Raw genomic sequence first — 17,700 nt, forward strand, 5'->3', positions numbered from 1 at the left:
TAAACCATGAATGTAGAATTCATCAATCCTTTTTTAGCCTCTTTACTTAATGTATTAGAGACTATGGCGCAAACAAAATTAAAACCGGGAAAACCTCGTATAAAAACCGATGAAATAGCATGCGGTGATGTATCGGGTGTTATCGGAATGGTCGGGCCGGTTACTCGTGGCTCACTATCGATTACTTTTGATGAAAGCCTTGCATTGACGTTAATGGAAAAAATGTTAGGTGAAAAACCTGACAGTATTAATGATGAAGTTACTGATATGGTTGGCGAAATAACCAATATGGTTACCGGTGGGGCGAAAAACCTACTGGGCGAAAAAGGGTACGATTTTGATATGGCGACCCCCATTGTTGTTTCAGGTAAAAATCACACAATTACCCATAAAAGTGATGGCAAAAAAATTCTTATGCCATTTACCAGTGATGACGGTAATGCTTATATAGAAATAAGCTTCGATGCGCTATGAGTTGGCAACAACACATTATTACATTAAAACCCCGCTCTCGGGGTTTTCACTTAATTGATAATGAAATTATTGCTCAACTTCCTCAATTAAGCCGCTATAAAGTTGGGCTGTTACATTTATTTATTCAACATACCTCTGCTAGCTTAACCATAAACGAAAATGCCGACCCCACCGTTCGCATGGATATGGAAAGCCACTTTAATAAGTTTGTTCCACAATGCCAGCCTTATTACCGCCATGATTATGAAGGCGATGATGATATGCCTGCGCACATAAAAAGCAGTACGATTGGTTGTGAGCTAACAATTCCTATCGCTAACGGTTATTTAGCATTGGGGACTTGGCAAGGAATATACCTCGGTGAGCACCGAGATCATGCCAGCAGTAGAAACATAATTGCGACTATTCAAGGTGAGCTGTAGCGCTAATACCCCACAGTGTCTGCAACAATATAAAACACTTCAAATACCTTATTACCACCACTATTAATACTTTAATTATCAATATGAGTTAGAACTGCATTTAAAGATGTTTATAGCAATATAATAAAAATAACGTTTTCAGTGGTTTTAACACTCATTTTCAGCGTATCGTTACCCTACAACCTATTAGTTAATAAGCTTAATAGATTGCAGGGCAATTTTTACTTAACGATGGTTTACCTATTATTGATAAAGGTAAGGTCCCACCCAACGATACGTTTTTTTGTTAATAGTTAAGCTGTGTTTAGCCGTATTTGACGCATTTTTATTGGCTAAAATAAACCATTGCTCATTATCATCTAAATCGACTATTTTCACTGCCGTATATTGCGCTGTATCAAGCTCTACAGAGACTTCTTTAATATTACTGCTAGAGTTTAAAGATGCTTCCGACACAGGGCTATAGCTGCCATGCGGTTCAATAATTGAAACAAACGTAGTATCAGCGGTATCTTTTCTGCGGATCACAATACCGGCATCTCGACGTAAATTAAACTGAGGATCATTAGCACCAATACGCGTTAATAGTAATTCATCGGCCTGTGTTGTCGCAGAAGTAAGTGTATAAAACTTCCCTTCGTGCAACCAAGAGAACTGAGTATTCGCGCCAGCAGGTTTACCTTTACCTTCTAAATATAAGTGTTGGTAGCCATTTTTATTACCAAGTGGGCTTAAGCTCTTAGGTGATTCCCATTTAAAGTTGCCATCAATAACCTGCCCCATGTAATAAAATGGAAAATCATAGTCATGCTTTTTATCAGCAGAAACTTTCATGATGTCTAACATAAATGCTTTTTCAAAGTGCTCGTCTTTTATTAAAGCCATTGTACGATGCATTTCGGTACCAGGATAAGCAGCTGCCTCAGTAGCGCTCACCACTTGTACATCTTCTTTATCTGCATCAAAAAAATACAAATCAGAATGTTTTGTACTGGCAACACTGTACTTACCTTTAAAGTGCATTTCGCCATCTTGAGATAATGTATTATGCGCGATGGTTGTTTTAGCCCAAGTTTTGTTTTCTTTTAAGTAATTACCGCCCCCTTTCTGGCCGATATTTACAAATCGAGCCAATCCATAATCTTGAATTATTTCATCACCTTTTTCGTAAAGAGAATACGATAACTTATCATAATGACCGTGGCTTAAACCTTGCGCAGCATATTTAAATACCAATGTTAAATCTTCATTGCCGTAGCGTAAAACCCCTACACCACCTTGCTTACCATTAATACCATCAGTAAGATTAACTGACTTTTTAGTATAAGGCTTAGCTTTTCCTTCGCGTATGCCAATAGCAACATCTAACCCTGATTCATCTAATAGTACTTGGTTCTGCTTTTGTGCAATGCTTAGTAACTTAGGATTCTGCTCTCCATAATGATAGGCAATGTTCACGGCTGTAACTAATGATGCAGTATAATATGACATGCCTTTTTGACCGTCATTAAGTGGGAAAAACTCGCCATCAGCATCAGATAAATTTAACAGTGCATCAACAGCTTTAAGTAAAACATTATCTTTATGCTGCAATACTTTTAAATCAGGACGAGCATTTTCCATTGCCAGTGCAAAAATTAAAAATGGATACATTGCATAGCGTTGATAATATGGACCTTCCGTGTAATAACCATCAGGAGAAAATGGTTCTTCTAAATTCGCTAAAAAGCCTTTTCTTTGCCCTTCAACTTTAATAATGCCGCCATCATTATCATAACTGCCTAGCGGTAAACCATCATCTTCTATACCGTAAAGAGCTCTTTGAATTAGCTCTTCATCATTCATCACTAAACCAATCATACCTACAGCAGCATTACCCCATGTACTATGGTTATGCACTCGATTATAAAAAGCAGGGTTTTCTAATGAAATAAAATCAGCAAAAGGACGAAATAAGTTATTCTCTAATTTATTGCGCTCTTGCTCTGATAAAAAGTTATAAATAGTGTCATAAGCTTGGCTCATATATACAAGCCAGTTACTGTCGTTTAAGCATTGCCAAAATAATTTACCACGAGAATACGAACGTTCTTGTGGGTGAAGAGGTAAGTTTTTATACATTGCTTCGTATTGCATTAGCATATCGCGAATATATATTGCGTACTTTTCATCTTGTAAAATTTGATAAAGCACACCCGCTTTTTGCGCAATTATAAAATTTTGTTTGTGTCGATAATGAGTATACCCACCTGAAAAATCTTTCGGGATAGGTGTATCTATCCCCATTGCAATTTCAGCATCAACCTCTTGTTTTACTCGTTGTAATGTTGCGTCAAATAAAGGCGTTTCACCTAAATTATTTCTAATCTTTTCAACACTATTTTTATTTAAAATTAAACTAGGGTGATCTTGTGCTTTAAGTGTAAATGGGCTTGAGCATAAAGCCGTCATTAGCATTAAAGCCGGAATTTTTTTTATGTGCATGTATGTGAGTCCTTACATTGTCTAAACGTTCAAACTTTTAGAAGTTGTATACAGTGTATTTAAAATGACAATTAATAACTAAAAAGTGCGGCTATATAATAACTTACAGTAACAGCTCACTTTAAACGCTTGTTTATATTAAATGAGTTATTCATTGCTATATTGTCAGGCACTAAATATAACGTTTTCTTTGTACTTTTGTCTTGTAAAAGTGAATTTTTATTTAACAAAATGCGTAATTTATATAAATAAAGATAAGGAAATAGTTGAGCAACAGATACGAGAAAATTAAATAAAATAAGAATTTAAAGTATAGGGTTGTGCTAAAGAGTGAATTTATAAGTATAAAAGTACACATATAAGAAGCTCTGAATATTTATTCAGAAATACAAAAGGAAGTTATGAGCACTCTTTTTATTAAATAAAAAGTGGGTAGCTAAATCATAATTTAATAAAGGGAGTAAAAAGATTGGAGCGGCACACGAGGCTCGAACTCGTGACCTCGACCTTGGCAAGGTCGCGCTCTACCAACTGAGCTAGTGCCGCATTCAAAGACAGTCAGTGATTTGTCCGTTGGTGCGCGACAGGTCGCGTTCAACATTCTGGCAACTGAGCTAGTGCCGCATTCAAAAATAGTCAGTGATTCGTCCGTTGGTGCGCGACAGGTCGCGTTCAACATTCTGGCAACTGAGCTAGTGCCGCATTTAAAATTTTTGCTGCAATCTATTAAAAAAGATTGGAGCGGCACACGAGGCTCGAACTCGTGACCTCGACCTTGGCAAGGTCGCGCTCTACCAACTGAGCTAGTGCCGCATTCAAAAATAGTCAGTGATTCGTCCGTTGGTGCGCGACGTGTCGCGTTCAACATTCTGGCAACTGAGCTAGTGCCGCATTCAAAAGTCGTCAAACTTAAATTCTAGGCTTTAGCAAAACTCACTTTATTAATATGATTTCTTTGGTGAAAAAGCACATCAATCAAAACAACCTAGTTACTCAAACACACTAACCCCGCGGGGGTTATCGTCTTGAGCGGGGCAGGATTCTACAATAATTAGAGGTGTTTGCAAGTTTTTTTTACAAATTAAAGAACTTTTCTCTATACACTTTCAATTCCATAATTGAATCTTTAATGTCATCAAGTGCTAAATGTGAGCCCTTTTTATTTACTTGTGCTAGTACTTCTGGTTTCCAGCGTCGTGCGAGCTCTTTTATCGTACTGACATCTAAATTGCGGTAATGGAAAAAATCTTCTAACTCACGCATGTACTTATTCATAAAACGACGATCTTGCCCTATAGAGTTTCCACACATTGGTGATACACCGCTAGGTACCCATTGCTTTAAAAACGCTAATGTTTGTTCAACCGCATAAGCTTCGTCAAAGCAACTCGCTTTGCAACGCTCAGTTAAACCTGATTGACCATGCTGCGTGGTACACCACTCGTCCATACCTGCTAATAACTCTTCACTTTGATGAATTGCAATAGTAGGCCCTTCTGCAAGAATATTTAAATCGGCATCAGTGACAACCGTTGCAATTTCAAGTATTTTGTCGGTTTCTGGCTCAAGGCCTGTCATTTCGAGGTCAAGCCAGATTAAATTTGATTTATTAATAGTCATAATTACCTTAAATGGTGCTTTTCTTTAGATCCAACGCATTTCGATATATCATATTAGCATCAACCGCCGAGCTAAAGCTTTTTTTAGCAAAGTCGACATTTAACTCAGGTTATAGGCCTAAAGTGGCAAAACAGAAAAAATTAAGTAAAGGTCAATCCCGTCGGATTAAGGCCAATCATCAAAAGCGTTTAAAAAATGCAGATAGCCAAACTGTAAAAATAAGCGATCAACAGTGGCAAAACGATAATTTAGGCGCAACTCAAAGCGCTATTGTTATTAGTCGTTTCGGTCAACATGCTGATGTAGAAACTGAAAATGGCGATGTATTTCGTTGCAACATACGCCGTACGGTATCTAACCTAGTATGTGGAGATGAAGTTTTATTTCGCCGTGCAAAAGTAAGTGAAGGCGACTTAGCGGGTGTCATTGAAGCAACTCAAGAGCGTCGTTCGCAACTTACTCGCCCTGATTTTTACGATGGTGTAAAAGTCATTGCCGCTAATATAGATCAAATTTTAATGGTCTCTGCGGTTTTACCCGAATTTACTCATAATATTATCGATCGTTATTTGATTGCCTGCGAAGATATGGGGATTGAGCCTATTTTAGTACTTAATAAAATAGACTTAATCGATGATGCTGGCTTAAGTAAAATACAATCTATACTCGATATATATCGCGGTTTAGGTTATCAAGTATTATTAGTCAGTAGTGTATCCGGCGAAGGCATTGATGAGCTCAAGCAACTACTCGTTGATAAAAACAATATTTTTGTTGGTCAAAGTGGGGTTGGTAAATCAACGCTCGTCAATACAGTACTTCCAGATGCCGAAATATTAACGAAAGAAGTATCTGAAAACAGTGGTTTAGGCCAACATACAACAACAGTATCTCGTTTGCACCATCTACCTTCGGGCGGTAATTTAATAGACTCGCCAGGCATCCGTGAGTTTGGCTTATGGCATTTAGAAGTAGAGCGTGTTACTTGGTGTTTTAAAGAATTTAGAGCACTTATGGGTGGATGTCGATTTAGAGATTGTAAGCACTTAAACGATCCGGGTTGTATTATTAAACAAGCGGTAGCTGATGGCGATATTTCCACATTACGCTATGAGAGTTATCATCGAATTTTAGAAACTATGGCCGATGGCCGAGCCGGCGCACGTGCGCCTAGAGTATAATTAGGAAGTTATCAGTGAGCTTAGACAAATTTAAAATAGCAATGCAATACGCAATGCCAAAACATTTTATTTCGCGCGTAGTAGGAAAATTAGCAGCAGCAAAAGCTGGTGCATTAACAACTTACTTAATAAAGTTATTTATTAAGCAATATAAAATAGACATGACTGAGGCTAAATACTCAGATCCAGCTCATTACAAAACTTTCAATGAGTTTTTCACACGTCCTTTAAAAGACGGTGTACGCCCTATGGTTGATGATGAACAAGTGATCATTCACCCTGTTGACGGTGCAATTAGTCAATTAGGTGATATTATCGATGGCCAACTTATTCAGGCTAAAGGTCATGACTATAGCTTACAAGCTCTATTAGGTGGTGATGAGTACGATACCACGGCCTTTTTAGATGGTAAGTTTGCAACTATTTATTTAGCCCCTAAAGACTACCACCGTATACATATGCCTATTGATGGTACATTAAGTAAAATGATTTACGTACCTGGTGATTTATTTTCAGTAAACCCTCTTACCGCGCAAAATGTACCTAATTTATTTGCCCGTAACGAGCGAGTTGTAGCCATTTTCGAAACAGACATTGGCCCACTAGCCATGGTGTTAGTCGGGGCAACCATTGTAGCGAGTATAGAAACCGTGTGGGCAGGGACTGTAACCCCTCCAGCTGGTAGTGATGTATTTAGTTGGAAATACCCAACCGAAGGCGAAAACGCTTTAACACTTAAAAAAGGTGAAGAAATGGGCCGCTTTAAACTTGGCTCTACCGTTGTGTTAGCATGGGGTGCTGATAAAGCAGATATTCTTGATGACCAACTACCAGAAACAGTCACTCGCTTAGGCACTGCATTTGCCACCATTAAAAAATAATTTAATGGTGCGTTAAATTAAAGTATGTCACGTCCTAAAATACGTTGACGCTTTTAAGTGAAGGCCAGTCGCTTTTGTTGCTGGTCTTTTTTATGCACTTGGTTTGGTGTTTTCATGCCTAAACTTAAATACGACCTCATTTAAAGACAAGGCAGTACTTAAATATAAAAGGCCAATTACATTAATTGACCTTTTGTTTTTATCTTACTCCATAAACAAAAAAGCCCTGCATTAAGCAAGGCGTTTTTAATTTATATTAATGAACGTTTAGCTCATTGCTGCTTGTAGCTTTTTCATCGCTGTTTTTTCTAGCTGACGAACACGCTCTGCAGATACACTGTACTTTTCAGCAAGCTCTTGTAGTGTTGCTTTATCGTCAGATAACCAACGAGCGCTAACAATATCTTGTGAGCGTTCATCTAGCGTTTTTAATGCACTAAATAAACGTGTATGTGATTGCTCTTGCCATTGCTGTTGTTCAATATCATCAGCTAAATCAGCAGAACCATCCGTTAAATATTGAACGGGAGAATAGGTACTGCTTGGCGCATCATCGTTATCATCGCCAGTTAAATCAAAGCCCATATCTTGACCGCTCATACGCGATTCCATTTCACGAACTTCTTTTTCACTTACACCTAGCTCGCTAGCAACAGTGCTAACCTCTGCTTGGTTAAACCAACCTAAACGCTTTTTGTTTTTGCGTAGGTTAAAAAATAATTTACGTTGCGCTTTTGTGGTCGCAACTTTAACGATGCGCCAATTTTTAAGTACAAACTCATGAATCTCTGCTTTAATCCAATGTACAGCAAACGAGACTAAACGTACGCCCACTGTAGGGTCAAAACGCTTTACCGCTTTCATTAATCCAATATTACCTTCTTGAATTAAATCAGCTTGTGGTAAGCCATAACCTGAGTAGCTTTTAGCAATATGTGCAACAAAGCGTAAATGCGACATAATGAGTTGCTTTGCAGCGCTAAGATCGCCATCTTCTTGCAGACGTTTTGCTAGCTCTTGTTCTTTCTCAGCTTTAAGCATAGGTATCGTACTTACCGCTTGTAAGTATCCGTCCATGCTTGCGCTTTGTTGACCGACAGTTAGTGCCATTGCGTATAAATCTTTACTCATTTTTCACCTCAGTGATAAAACATTTGAAACCATCTTAGCACTCTTTAACCAAGAGTGCTAACTCGAATTAAAAACTTTTTTTGCTTTTAATGCAAGAGGTTTTTTAGTATTTATTTAGTGTACGCTAAGCGTCTGAATAGGTAATGAATTTAATTAGGCAATTGATTAGTCACCAACCTTTAAAGCCAGGCAACTAAACAATTTAATATGTTTAAGTAAAGTGGTACTAACTATACTTTATCGGGCTCTATTTCTTTTATATACCTGTTAACTGATAAATATGAACCGACAAAGCCGAGTAAAGTTGCCAGTAATATTAAGAACCCGAGCTCTGAAAATGACAATCCAATTAAATCAAAACGGGTTTGATATACATCGGCTACACTACTTACGGCAGACCCAAGCCACCACATCATAAGTGAAACACATATGAATGAAAATAAGCCACCAATGACACCATACCATACCCCCGTCCATAAAAATGGAGCGTGGATAAAAGCATTGGTCGCACCGACTAACTTCATAACTTGAATTTCTTCTTTTTTATCCATAATCGATAAACGAATCGTATTACCGATAATGAGCGTCACAGACGTAAGTAATAATAATGCGATTGTAATTACGCTATCTTTTAATAAACTTAATAAAGCATTTAAACGCTCTAACCACGCAATATCTAACTTACCAAAGTCAACTTCACGTTCAGCTTCTAATTTAGCAAGTAATGTTTGTGCTGCATTGGGCATGCGATGACGAGGAGTCGGAGTTACAAGCACCACATCCGGTAACGGGTTCGAATCTAAATATTGTAACGCCTGCCCAAATCCCGAAACCGATTCAAACTCACTCAGTGCATCTTGTTTTGAAATAAAAGACACACTTTCAACCTCAGGATACAAGGCTAAACGTTTTACTAATGTTTGGGTTTGTTGTGGGTTCATACTGTCTTTAACAAATAACGATATTTCGCTAGCTTGTTCAAAACCACTGCTCACCTGCTGAACGTTTTTCACCACTAAGTACAGTGTTGCTGGTAATGTTAAACTCAAGCCTAACACCGCAATCGTCATCATTGATGCAAGTGGTGTACGCCACATCTCACCAAGACTATGTACACCTTGACGAAAAATATTAACGATAAAGTAATATCCACTGGCTAGGCTCGATTTTTTTACTCGCTCGTTGGCATTTTGGCGACCTTTAAATAACAAACTCATAATAAACTTTCCGCTAGGGGGTCTTGACTCATACGCCCTTCTTTTAAAGTTAAGCTACGGTATTTCATGCGCGATACCAAACCTAAATCATGGGTTGCAATTAATACGGTTGTGCCATGTTTATTAAAATCTTCAAATAATTTGAGTATTTCCATTGATAGCTCAGGGTCTAAATTACCTGTAGGTTCATCAGCAAGAAGTAAAGGGGGAGAGTTAACAATGGCACGCGCAATACCAACACGTTGTTGTTCACCACCTGACAAAGTGGATGGGTGGCATTTTACTTTATCAAGTAAGCCCACTTTATCTAGTGCGCCATGCACCCGTTTTGCAATTTGTTTATGGTGCGTACCTTCAATAATTAAAGGTAGTGCAACATTATCAAAAATAGTGTGACGTTCTAATAATCGATGGTTTTGAAATATAATTCCAATATCGCGACGCGCATAAGGAATTTGTCTTGCATTTACTTTATTAAGATCGGTCCCATTTATAAATACATTTCCGGCTGATGGGCGCTCCATCAAACTAATGAGTTTTAATAAAGTACTTTTACCAGCCCCACTATGACCCGTTAAAAATGCCAATTCACCAGGCTCAATATGAAAACTTACTTTTTCTAGCGCACGGTGTCCGCCAGAATAGGTTTTACTTACTTGCTGAAAATTTATCATTATTATACTCCAGCTAACTTAAGGGAGTTTTCTCCCTTAAGAATGTATTAATTATTTATATGAAATCCCAAAGCTGGGCATATTATTACGCTTCGCCCTCATCCTGACTGAATAACGCCTCAATAAAATCATTACTATTAAATTCGCGTAAGTCGTCAATCCCTTCACCCACACCAATATACCTAATCGGAATATTAAATTTATCGGCTACAGCAAAAATAACACCACCTTTAGCAGTACCATCTAGCTTAGATAAGGTAATTCCTGTTAAGCCAACACATTGGTTGAATAGGTTAACTTGGCTTATTGCATTTTGTCCTGTGCCTGCATCAATAGTTAACATCACTTCGTGCGGTGCATCGGGATCAATTTTTTTCATTACTCGTGCAATTTTTTCCAGCTCTTGCATTAAGTTATCTTTATTTTGTAAACGTCCAGCTGTATCGGCAATAAGCACATCAACATTTCGAGCCTTAGCAGCCTGAAACGCATCAAAAACAACCGAGGCGCTATCTGCTCCTGTATGTTGTGCTATCACTGGGATTTCATTTCTTTCACCCCATACTTGGAGTTGTTCAACGGCCGCGGCTCTAAATGTATCCCCTGCCGCTAACATGACCGACTTGCCTTCATTTTGAAACTGTTTTGCCAACTTACCGATTGTGGTTGTTTTACCAACACCATTTACACCAACCATTAAAATGACAAATGGTTTTTTATTAGTACTCATCTCAAGAGGCTGTTCGGCTGTTTTGAGCATGGTTGCCATTTCTTGTTTCATTAGCTCGTAAAGTGCATCACCATCTTTCAGCTGCTTTCGATTGGCCGCATCAGTTAAGTTATCAATGAGTTTCATGGTGGTATCAACACCAAGATCAGCCGTCAATAATTGCGTTTCTAGCTCTTCAAATAAATCGTCATCTATTTTTTTACCGCTAAAAATAGATGCAAAGCCAGAACCTATATTTACACGCGTTTTTAATAAACCTTTTTTCAGACGAGAGAAAAAGCCTTCTTTTTTAGGTTTTTGAGCTGTTTCCTCTTGTGCTAAACGTACTTGTTCAGCTTCTTCCGCAGCGAGTTCCTCTTGTGCTAAACGTGCTTGTTCAGCTTCCTCTGCAGCGAGTTTCTCTTGTGCTAAACGTGCTTGTTCAGCTTCTTCCGCAGCGAGTTTTTCTTGTGCTAAACGTGCTTGTTCAGCTTCCTCTGCAGCGAGTTTCTCTTGCGCTAAACGTGCTTGTTCAGCTTGCTCTGCAGCGAGTTTCTCTTGCGCTAAACGTTCTTCTTCAGCTTGCTCTGCAGCGAGTTTCTCTTGCGCTAAACGTGCTTGCTCAGCTTGCTCTGCAGCGAGTTTCTCTTGCGCTAAACGTGCTTGTTCAGCTTGCTCTGCAGCGAGTTTCTCTTGCGCTAAACGTTCTTGCTCAGCTTGCTCTGCAGCGAGTTTCTCTTGCGCTAAACGTGCTTGTTCAGCTTGCTCTGCAGCGAGTTTCTCTTGCGCCAAACGTGCTTGTTCAGCTTGCTCTGCAGCGAGTTTCTCTTGCGCCAAACGTGCTTGTTCAGCTTCCTCTGCAGCGAGTGCTTCTTGCGCTAAACGTGCTTGCTCTTGAGCTAATTGTGCCTGCGCTACACGTTCTTTTTCAGCTTGCTCTTGAGCTAATTGTGCTTGCTTAGCTTCCTCTGCTTTTAATTTTTCAGCATCGGCATGTTCTTTTGCCAACAGCTCTGCATTTGCTTGTTCAATCGCTATTTTTTCTTGTTCTTGCGCTAAACGCGCTTGCTCAGCTTGTTCTTGAGCTAATTGTGCCTGCGCTACACGTTCTTGTTCAGCTTGCTCTGCGGCTAATTGTGCTTGCTTAGCTTCCTCTGCTTTTAATTTTTCAGCATCGGCATGTTCTTTTGCCAACAGCTCAGCATTTGCTTGTTCAATCGCTAACTTCTCTTGCTCAGCAGCTAATTGCTCTTGTTCAGCTTGTTCTGCAGCTAAACGCTCAGCTTCGGCTTGTTCGGTTTGTTTTTTATCTGACTTGCCAAAACCAAACCAAGACATAAATTTACTTTTTTTTGCCATACTTGCTAATAACCACTTATAAATATCTGATAAACTAAAATTTGAAATAGCTTAGCTATACCCAGCATTTTTTGCTAAGTAAACAACTGTTCAAAACCTAAGTGATAAATAATAACACTTTTAGAGCGGTTGAAAAATAAAGCTATACGTAAACAACAGCAATATTATCTGAGCTAGATCACAGATACCATTTATTAGTGAGTTAAATGAGAAAAAAAACAACCGTAAATAAAACAGCAAATAAAAGTAGCAGCGGTTTTATAAGAATTATTAGTGGCCAGTTTCGAGGCAGAAAATTACCTGTGAAAGACGTACTCGGTCTACGCCCGACCACTGATCGCATAAAAGAAACTGTATTTAATTGGTTAATGCAAGATACACACGATGCCAAAATACTTGATTGTTTTGCTGGCTCTGGGGGATTGGGCTTTGAAGCACTTTCTCGTTATGCTAATAAGGCTACATTTATAGAGTTAGATAAAGGTGCCGCACTTCAACTAGAACAAAATATTGGTACTTTAAAACTACAAAATGCCCAAGTAAAAAACACAAATAGCCTATCGTATTTGCAGCAATTAGACCAAGATGAAACGTTTGACATCGTTTTTGTTGATCCCCCATTTCGTAAAAACTTAGCCCAAAACTGCTGTCATTTATTAGAAGATAACCAATGGCTTAGCGATAATGCATTTATATATGTTGAAGTTGAAAGTGAAATAACATCATTCACACCCCCTTCTAACTGGCTGTTATTAAAAGAAAAAAAGGCAGGACAAGTACTTTGCCAACTTTACCAAAGAGCGATTACCTAAGCCAATTAGAATTTATTACTTTCGGTTAATTTTATGCTTTACATGCGCTATAGCTTCGGATTACAATAGCGCACCATTTTTGAACCACTTGATCATTATTTGATCAACTTGAGCAACGCTCATTATTTAGGTAGGTGAATTTTTAATGCCAGTAATTAAAGTAAGAGAGAACGAACCGTTTGACGTAGCACTTCGTCGCTTCAAGCGTTCATGTGAAAAAGCAGGAATCCTTTCAGAAGTTCGTCGTCGCGAGCACTATGAAAAACCAACAGCTGAGCGTAAGCGCAAAAAAGCTGCTGCAGTTAAGCGTCACATGAAGAAGCTTTCTCGCGATAACGCACGCCGCGTTAAATTATACTGATACAGTTAGGTCTTGTATAAATGAGCCTTTTAATAAAGCTAAAAGATGCGCAAAAAGATGCGATGAGAGCGAAAGACAAACAACGTCTTAACCCTATTCGTATGGTGCTTGCTGCTATCAAACAGCGTGAAATTGACGAGCAAATTACACTTGATGACGACGGTATTACCGCAGTTATAGTGAAGCTTGTAAAACAACGCCGTGATTCTTACAAACAGTATAAAGATGCTGGACGTGAAGATTTAGCTGAAGTTGAAGCAAGTGAAATAACGGCACTTGAAACATTTTTACCTCAACAATTGAGTGAAGATGAAATCATTGCCCTTATTGATACAGCAATTGCTGACACTAACGCTGCAGGTATGCAAGACATGGGTAAAGTAATGGGCATAATCAAAAGCAAAGCTGAAGGTCGCGCCGATTTAGGCAAAATCTCTGGTTTAATTAAGCAACGATTAACAGCCTAGTACACCCACATACAAAAAGTATGATTAAAGCAAACCGAGCCTAGTGCTCGGTTTCTTCGTTTTATATATTAAAGCTTTAATAACAGTTCGCTTTGTGTTGAAATTACCTCTCTCTTTGCTTAGGAAATCTTATAAAATATGGCTGGAAAAATCCCACGCAATTTCATCGATGATTTACTTGCCAGAACTGATATCGTTGAATTAATTGACTCAAAAGTTGGTTTAAAAAAAGCGGGGAAAGATTACCAAGCCTGTTGTCCTTTCCATAACGAAAAATCCCCCTCTTTCACCGTTTCACAAGACAAGCAGTTTTATCATTGTTTTGGTTGTGGGGCTAACGGCAATGCCATATCGTTTGTGATGGAATACGATAAACTTGAATTTGTTGATGCAATAGAAGAGCTTGCTAGTTTATTAAACCTTGATGTCCCACGGGAGCAAGGCACGAACTCAGCCCCAGAACGTACTGCGGCACAAAAGCGCTCTGATTACGACCTAATGCTTCATTCAGCCCGTTTTTATCAACACCAGTTAAAACACCATGCTAATTCTGCTGATGTGATCAATTACGTTAAAGGAAGAGGCCTAAGCGGCGAAACAGTCAAAAAATTTATGATTGGATATGCCCCAAGCGAATGGGATGGTCTTTGCAATCAATTAGGCCGAAACAAAGAACAAAAACAACAATTAGTTGAGTTAAAACTCGCCTCAGAAAAAACACCAGGCAGGCAATTCGATTTTTTTCGCGATCGTTTAATGTTTCCGATACGCGATAAGCGTGGCCGAGTTATTGCCTTTGGTGGGCGTGTAATGCAAAACGAACAAGGTCCAAAATACTTAAACTCGCCAGAAACTCGCATTTTTCATAAAGGGTTTGAGTTATATGGTTTATACGAAGCAAAGCAAGCACATAAAAAATTAGATCATGTTCTTATTGTTGAAGGTTACATGGATGTTGTTGCACTAAGTGAACAAGGCATTGAATACGCTGTTGCCGCTTTAGGTACGGCCACCACAAGTGAACACATGCACACCCTATTTAGAACCACAGATAAAGTGATTTGTTGTTATGATGGTGACCGTGCAGGACGTGATGCAGCATGGCGTGCATTAGAAAATGCACTCCCTTATTTAACCGATGGTAAAGCATTAAATTTTGCTTTTTTACCTGATGGCGAAGACCCTGATTCATTAGTACAAAAAGAAGGGAAAACCGTTTTTGAAGAACGTTTAAGCGAAGCTGATGATTTTAGTAAGGTATTGTTTAATAAACTAAGCCAAGACGTTGATTTAACAATTGATTCTGGTAAAGCAAAATTACTCAGTGCCGCACTACCGTTAATCGAAAAAATTCCCAGTGAATTTTACCAAGAAAACATTCTTGAGCAATTAGGACGCTTAATTGGTCGTACACGAGAACAATTAAATAACCGCTTAAAAACGCCAAAACAACAACACTCAATAGAGCGTAAATTTAAAATAACGCCTATGCGACAAGCAATAGGTATTTTAATTCAGCACCCTAATTTGGCAAAAAGCATTCCCTATTTGCCCGATTTAACACATATGAAAATTGCGGGTATTGAATTGTTTATAGAGCTACAAAAATACGCATTAAGTAATGACAATATTACAACGGCTCAATTATTAGAGTACTTTCGTGATACCCCTTCATACGACGCTCTGATCAAGCTTGCAAGCTGGCAACATCAAATAAATGATGAACGTTTAGAAACCGTATTTAAAAATACTTTTAAATTTATTGAAGATCAGTGTTTAAATTATCGACTAGAGACCCTATTAATAAAAGACAAGACGCAAGGGCTTAATAGCGATGAGCGACTTGAGTATCAATTAATAATGACAGCGTTAAAAACGACTAATAGCTAGTCAGATTTGATTTTCGCTGTTATACTACGCTATTCACTGCGTCACATTTGTTGTAGTGCGTTTACGGCGACAGTTTGTTTGGCGCCTGTTGTATCAACTTATCAGAGTGGAAGAAAAAATCTCTATGGATCCAACTCCTCAGTCACAATTAAAACTTCTGATTCAAAAAGGTAAAGAGCAAGGCTACTTAACTTTTGCAGAAGTAAATGATCACCTTCCACAAGACATTATCGACTCAGATCAAGTAGAAGATATCGTTAGTATGATTAATGACATGGGTATTAAGGTTAGCGAAAACGCGCCTGATGCTGATGAATTAATGATGCAAGAAACGACGACAGATGAAGATGCAGCCGAAGCTGCTGCTGCCGCACTTGCTACTGTAGAAAAAGAGATCGGTCGTACAACAGATCCAGTGCGTATGTACATGCGCGAAATGGGTACTGTGGAATTACTTACTCGCGAAGGCGAGATTGTCATTGCAAAGCGCATTGAAGAAGGTATTAACCAAGTACAAATCTCGGTAGCAGAATACCCTGAAGCAATTACTTATTTGCTAGAACAATGGGATAAATTCGAAGCCGAAGAAATGCGCTTAAGCGACATTATTTCTGGTTTCTTCGACCCTAACGAAGACGAAGCGCAAATTACTGCAACTCATATCGGTTCTGAGCTTACTGAAGAACAGCAAGACGAAGATGAAGATGATGACGACGCTGACTCTGATGATGAAGACGAAGAAGAAGTAGATACAGGTCCAGATCCTGAAGAAGCACGTGTACATTTTGAAAACTTACGTGATTTATACAATAAAGCACGTGAAACTTTTGATTCAAAAGGCCGTTCTCACCCAGATTCTAAAGCTGCTATTTTTGAAATCGGTGAACTATTTAGAACATTTAAATTAGTTCCTAAGCAATTTGATCGCATGGTTAATAACATGCGTGAAATGATGGACCGAGTTCGTGTTCAAGAACGTTTGATCATGAAACAAGCAGTTCAAATTTCAAAATTACCAAAGAAAACATTTGTTAAGCATTTTGCTAATAATGAAACAGATGCATCTTGGTTAGATATTGAAATTTCAGCGAATGAAAAACACTCAGCAAAACTTGAAGAAGTTAAACCTGAAATCATTCGTTGTATTAATAAGCTATCAATTATTGAGCAAAGCACAGGCTTAAGCATTGAGCGCATAAAAGATATAAATCGTCGTATGAGTATTGGTGAAGCTAAAGCTCGTCGTGCGAAAAAAGAAATGGTAGAAGCGAATTTACGTCTTGTAATTTCAATTGCTAAAAAATACACAAACCGTGGTTTACAATTCTTGGACTTAATCCAAGAAGGTAATATTGGTTTGATGAAAGCCGTTGATAAATTTGAATATCGCCGTGGTTATAAGTTCTCAACTTATGCAACGTGGTGGATACGTCAAGCAATCACTCGCTCTATTGCCGACCAAGCAAGAACAATCCGTATTCCGGTACATATGATCGAAACGATTAACAAACTTAATCGTATTTCTCGTCAAATGCTACAAGAAATGGGTCGTGAGCCAAACCCAGAAGAGTTAGCAGAGCGCATGATGATGCCTGAGGATAAAATCCGTAAGGTACTTAAAATTGCCAAAGAGCCAATCTCTATGGAAACACCGATTGGTGATGATGAAGATTCGCACTTAGGTGACTTTATCGAAGATACAACGATTGACTCGCCAATTGATTCTGCAACGATGGAATCTCTACGTGGGGCAACCAACGATGTATTAGCTGGCTTAACAGCTCGTGAAGCTAAAGTACTTCGTATGCGTTTTGGTATTGATATGAATACCGACCATACGTTGGAAGAAGTAGGTAAGCAATTTGACGTAACACGTGAGCGTATTCGTCAAATAGAAGCGAAAGCACTGCGTAAATTACGCCACCCTTCTCGCTCTGATTTACTTAAAAGCTTTTTAGACGCTAAATAATTTAGCGCCATTTATAAACTAAAAAGGCCGCTTAAGCGGCCTTTTTTCT

Annotated in this window: 15 protein-coding genes and 2 tRNA genes; 9 read left to right on the forward strand and 8 right to left on the reverse strand. The window is 38.6% G+C overall.

What is annotated here, in order from left to right; translation table 11 throughout:
* The first annotated feature begins 6 nt into the window (after positions 1-6).
* Both J8L70_RS06790 and J8L70_RS06795 read left to right on the forward strand, forming a co-directional pair.
* Positions 7-474 carry a chemotaxis protein CheX gene (locus J8L70_RS06790; RefSeq protein WP_211054782.1) on the forward strand — a complete coding sequence of 156 codons (468 nt, stop codon included), beginning with the start codon at positions 7-9 and terminating at the stop codon, positions 472-474.
* Positions 471-896, forward strand: a complete 426-nt coding sequence (locus tag J8L70_RS06795; protein WP_211054783.1) for a secondary thiamine-phosphate synthase enzyme YjbQ — start codon at positions 471-473, stop codon at positions 894-896. Before J8L70_RS06790 ends, J8L70_RS06795 begins: the two co-directional genes overlap by 4 nt.
* 243 nt (positions 897-1,139) lie before the next feature.
* Here the strand turns inward: J8L70_RS06795 and J8L70_RS06800 are convergent, their stop codons facing one another.
* From J8L70_RS06800 to orn, 4 genes are all read right to left on the reverse strand, one after another.
* The gene (locus J8L70_RS06800) at positions 1,140-3,380 is read right to left on the reverse strand and encodes a heparinase II/III family protein (RefSeq protein ID WP_211054784.1); all 2,241 of its coding nucleotides are present in this window, start codon (positions 3,378-3,380) and stop codon (positions 1,140-1,142) included.
* Between the two features lie 470 nt (positions 3,381-3,850).
* A tRNA-Gly gene (locus tag J8L70_RS06805) sits at positions 3,851-3,926 on the reverse strand.
* A 191-nt stretch (positions 3,927-4,117) separates the two neighbouring features.
* Positions 4,118-4,193, reverse strand: a tRNA-Gly gene (locus tag J8L70_RS06810).
* A gap of 261 nt (positions 4,194-4,454) precedes the next feature.
* Positions 4,455-5,000, reverse strand: coding sequence for an oligoribonuclease (orn, locus tag J8L70_RS06815; RefSeq protein WP_211054785.1), 546 nt, complete (start codon positions 4,998-5,000; stop codon positions 4,455-4,457).
* 122 nt (positions 5,001-5,122) lie between these two features.
* Here orn and rsgA point away from each other — a divergent pair, with 122 nt between their 5' ends.
* Both rsgA and asd read left to right on the forward strand, forming a co-directional pair.
* Positions 5,123-6,181, forward strand: coding sequence for a small ribosomal subunit biogenesis GTPase RsgA (gene rsgA, locus J8L70_RS06820; RefSeq protein ID WP_211054786.1), 1,059 nt, complete (start codon positions 5,123-5,125; stop codon positions 6,179-6,181).
* A 14-nt stretch (positions 6,182-6,195) separates the two neighbouring features.
* Entirely contained in the window at positions 6,196-7,062 is an 867-nt protein-coding gene (asd, locus tag J8L70_RS06825; protein WP_211054787.1) for an archaetidylserine decarboxylase, read from the forward strand.
* Between the two features lie 267 nt (positions 7,063-7,329).
* On the opposite strand, the gene rpoH is transcribed toward asd, so the two are convergent.
* From rpoH to ftsY, 4 genes are all read right to left on the reverse strand, one after another.
* The gene (rpoH, locus tag J8L70_RS06830) at positions 7,330-8,193 is read right to left on the reverse strand and encodes an RNA polymerase sigma factor RpoH (RefSeq protein ID WP_211054788.1); all 864 of its coding nucleotides are present in this window, start codon (positions 8,191-8,193) and stop codon (positions 7,330-7,332) included.
* Positions 8,194-8,423: 230 nt separating this feature from the next.
* Positions 8,424-9,410 carry a permease-like cell division protein FtsX gene (gene ftsX, locus J8L70_RS06835; protein ID WP_211054789.1) on the reverse strand — a complete coding sequence of 329 codons (987 nt, stop codon included), beginning with the start codon at positions 9,408-9,410 and terminating at the stop codon, positions 8,424-8,426.
* A complete protein-coding gene (gene ftsE / locus J8L70_RS06840) occupies positions 9,407-10,084 on the reverse strand; it encodes a cell division ATP-binding protein FtsE (protein ID WP_211054790.1) in 678 nt (225 codons plus the stop codon). Before ftsE ends, ftsX begins: the two co-directional genes overlap by 4 nt.
* Before the next feature lie 85 nt (positions 10,085-10,169).
* Positions 10,170-12,152, reverse strand: coding sequence for a signal recognition particle-docking protein FtsY (gene ftsY / locus J8L70_RS06845; protein WP_211054791.1), 1,983 nt, complete (start codon positions 12,150-12,152; stop codon positions 10,170-10,172).
* 206 nt (positions 12,153-12,358) lie between these two features.
* Here ftsY and rsmD point away from each other — a divergent pair, with 206 nt between their 5' ends.
* The 5 genes from rsmD (at position 12,359) to rpoD (ending at position 17,651) form a co-directional block, all read left to right on the forward strand.
* Positions 12,359-12,964 (forward strand): 16S rRNA (guanine(966)-N(2))-methyltransferase RsmD, encoded by a 606-nt coding sequence (gene rsmD, locus J8L70_RS06850; RefSeq protein WP_211054792.1) that lies wholly within the window; start codon positions 12,359-12,361, stop codon positions 12,962-12,964.
* Between the two features lie 145 nt (positions 12,965-13,109).
* Complete coding sequence (gene rpsU / locus J8L70_RS06855) at positions 13,110-13,325, forward strand: 30S ribosomal protein S21 (RefSeq protein ID WP_002957797.1); 216 nt, start codon at positions 13,110-13,112, stop codon at positions 13,323-13,325.
* 20 nt (positions 13,326-13,345) lie between these two features.
* Positions 13,346-13,792, forward strand: coding sequence for a GatB/YqeY domain-containing protein (locus J8L70_RS06860; RefSeq protein ID WP_211054793.1), 447 nt, complete (start codon positions 13,346-13,348; stop codon positions 13,790-13,792).
* Between the two features lie 138 nt (positions 13,793-13,930).
* The gene (dnaG, locus tag J8L70_RS06865) at positions 13,931-15,682 is read left to right on the forward strand and encodes a DNA primase (protein WP_211054794.1); all 1,752 of its coding nucleotides are present in this window, start codon (positions 13,931-13,933) and stop codon (positions 15,680-15,682) included.
* A gap of 124 nt (positions 15,683-15,806) precedes the next feature.
* A complete protein-coding gene (gene rpoD, locus J8L70_RS06870; RefSeq protein ID WP_211054795.1) occupies positions 15,807-17,651 on the forward strand; it encodes an RNA polymerase sigma factor RpoD in 1,845 nt (614 codons plus the stop codon).
* Positions 17,652-17,700 lie beyond the last annotated feature (49 nt).

Source organism: Pseudoalteromonas sp. MMG010 (genome assembly GCF_018100905.1).
Classification (GTDB): domain Bacteria; phylum Pseudomonadota; class Gammaproteobacteria; order Enterobacterales; family Alteromonadaceae; genus Pseudoalteromonas.

What these genes read in the sequence shown, in the direction of transcription:
- J8L70_RS06790 (WP_211054782.1), top strand. Translation starts at nt 7, where the DNA reads ATGAATGTAGAATTCATCAATCCTTTTTTAGCCTCTTTACTTAATGTA.
- J8L70_RS06795 (WP_211054783.1), top strand. Translation starts at nt 471, where the DNA reads ATGAGTTGGCAACAACACATTATTACATTAAAACCCCGCTCTCGGGGT.
- J8L70_RS06800 (WP_211054784.1), bottom strand. Translation starts at nt 3,380, where the DNA reads ATGCACATAAAAAAAATTCCGGCTTTAATGCTAATGACGGCTTTATGC.
- orn (WP_211054785.1), bottom strand. Translation starts at nt 5,000, where the DNA reads ATGACTATTAATAAATCAAATTTAATCTGGCTTGACCTCGAAATGACA.
- rpoH (WP_211054788.1), bottom strand. Translation starts at nt 8,193, where the DNA reads ATGAGTAAAGATTTATACGCAATGGCACTAACTGTCGGTCAACAAAGC.
- ftsX (WP_211054789.1), bottom strand. Translation starts at nt 9,410, where the DNA reads ATGAGTTTGTTATTTAAAGGTCGCCAAAATGCCAACGAGCGAGTAAAA.
- ftsE (WP_211054790.1), bottom strand. Translation starts at nt 10,084, where the DNA reads ATGATAAATTTTCAGCAAGTAAGTAAAACCTATTCTGGCGGACACCGT.
- ftsY (WP_211054791.1), bottom strand. Translation starts at nt 12,152, where the DNA reads ATGGCAAAAAAAAGTAAATTTATGTCTTGGTTTGGTTTTGGCAAGTCA.
- rsmD (WP_211054792.1), top strand. Translation starts at nt 12,359, where the DNA reads ATGAGAAAAAAAACAACCGTAAATAAAACAGCAAATAAAAGTAGCAGC.
- rpsU (WP_002957797.1), top strand. Translation starts at nt 13,110, where the DNA reads ATGCCAGTAATTAAAGTAAGAGAGAACGAACCGTTTGACGTAGCACTT.
- J8L70_RS06860 (WP_211054793.1), top strand. Translation starts at nt 13,346, where the DNA reads ATGAGCCTTTTAATAAAGCTAAAAGATGCGCAAAAAGATGCGATGAGA.
- dnaG (WP_211054794.1), top strand. Translation starts at nt 13,931, where the DNA reads ATGGCTGGAAAAATCCCACGCAATTTCATCGATGATTTACTTGCCAGA.
- rpoD (WP_211054795.1), top strand. Translation starts at nt 15,807, where the DNA reads ATGGATCCAACTCCTCAGTCACAATTAAAACTTCTGATTCAAAAAGGT.